Source organism: Tissierella sp. P1 (assembly GCF_002266425.1).
Lineage (GTDB): Bacteria > Bacillota > Clostridia > Tissierellales > Tissierellaceae > Tissierella > Tissierella carlieri.
Map to the genome: position 1 here is coordinate 1 of NZ_NPMN01000076.1, position 1731 is coordinate 1731.

Below are 1731 nucleotides of genomic sequence, written 5' to 3' on the forward strand. Positions count from 1 at the left end.
CTAAAGAAAAGGTGATTATTATGAAAGATTCTTTTGGAAGAGAAATAAATTATCTCAGAATTTCCCTAACAGATAGATGTAATCTAAGATGTAGATACTGTATGCCAGAGAAGGGAATTTCTAAGTTTTCTCATGAAGAAATGCTAACATTAGAAGAAATATATGAAATAACAAAGGCCTTTGTAGATTTAGGTATTAATAAAATAAGATTTACAGGGGGAGAACCCCTTACGAGAAAAGGTATAGTTGATCTAATATCTAAGGTATCAAAGTTAGAAGGAGTCAAGGATTTGGCAATGACTACAAATGGTATACTTTTAAAAGAATATGCCAAAGAGTTAAAGAAAGCAGGACTAAATAGAGTGAATATAAGTCTAGATACATTAGATGAAGATAAATATAATTTAATTACTAGAGGCGGTAAACTTAAATGTGTACTTGAGGGAATAGAAGAAGCAAGGAGTGTAGGATTAACACCAATAAAGATAAATACTGTCCTTATAGGTGGTTTTAATGATGATGAAATAGAATCATTAGTTAAGTTAACGGAAAAGGATGAAATAGATTTAAGGTTTATTGAGTTAATGCCAATAGGTGAAGCAGCTAGTTGGGCTAAAGAAAAATTTATTTCAAACGATATTATATTAGAGAAGGTTAAAGAACTTACATCTATACCAAGAGAAGATATATCATCTCCAGCAGTATATTACAGATTACCTAATGGAAAAGGCAAGGTAGGTATAATAAATCCAATATCCTGTAAGTTTTGTGCCAATTGTAATAGAGTTAGATTAACATCTAGAGGACAGTTGAAATTATGTCTACATTCAAATAATGAAATAGATATAAAAGAAGCTTTAAGAAGTGGACAAGATATCAAAAAACTAATACTTAATTCTATATATAAAAAAGAAGAATCACACCATTTAGAAGATGGTGAATATATAAAGAGAAATATGAATCAAATAGGGGGATAAAGATGGAATTTACACACTTTAATGAACATGGCAGAGCTCATATGGTAGAAGTTGGTGAAAAGGAAGACACCAGAAGAAAAGCCATAGCAAGAGGAAAAATCAGAATGAATAGAGAAACCATAGAAAAAATTAGAGAAGGATTAATAAAAAAAGGTGATGTTCTATCTGTAGCTCAAATAGGTGGAATAATGGGAGCCAAAAAAACAAGTGATATAATTCCAATGTGCCATAATATATTTTTAACAGGAGCAGATATTAGATTTAATATAATGGACAATGCAATAGAGGTAGAATCAGAAGTGAAAACCATAGGAAAAACAGGAGTAGAAATGGAAGCACTAACAGCAGTATCTATTGCATGTTTAACCATATATGATATGTGTAAAGGCAGTTGATAAGGACATGGTAATTGAAGATATACGACTTATAAAAAAGACAGGTGGAAAGACAGGTGATTACATGTATAAAGATATTAGAGGAAAAGTATTATCTATAAATATATCAGATAAAAAAGGAGTAATAAAAGAACCGATAAAAGAAGGTTTATTTATAGAAAACTTTGGATTAGAAAAAGATGCACATTCAGGTAATTGGCATAGACAAGTAAGTTTATTAGGTATAGAAAGTTTTGATAAAATGGAAAATCAAGGTATAGAAGGATTAGTACCAGGAGTATTTGCAGAAAATATAACTACTGAGGGAATAATACTTTATGAGCTTCCTATAGGTACAAAACTAATTATAGGAGAGACGA

The 1731-nt window shown here is 30.2% G+C and carries 2 protein-coding genes and 1 pseudogene; all 3 read left to right on the forward strand.

Features of this window, described 5'->3' with window-relative positions:
* Nucleotides 1-977, forward strand: a 977-nt coding sequence (gene moaA / locus CIW83_RS21760) for a GTP 3',8-cyclase MoaA (protein WP_369819426.1), incomplete at its 5' end; no start/stop codon positions are given.
* Between the two features lie 2 nt (nt 978-979).
* Nucleotides 980-1372 (forward strand): cyclic pyranopterin monophosphate synthase MoaC, encoded by a 393-nt coding sequence (moaC, locus tag CIW83_RS24085; RefSeq protein WP_369819427.1) that lies wholly within the window; start codon nt 980-982, stop codon nt 1370-1372.
* 64 nt (nt 1373-1436) lie between these two features.
* Nucleotides 1437-1731: pseudogene (locus tag CIW83_RS24090) on the forward strand (MOSC domain-containing protein); the annotation flags it as partial.

What these genes read in the sequence shown, in the direction of transcription:
- moaC (WP_369819427.1), top strand. Translation starts at nt 980, where the DNA reads ATGGAATTTACACACTTTAATGAACATGGCAGAGCTCATATGGTAGAA.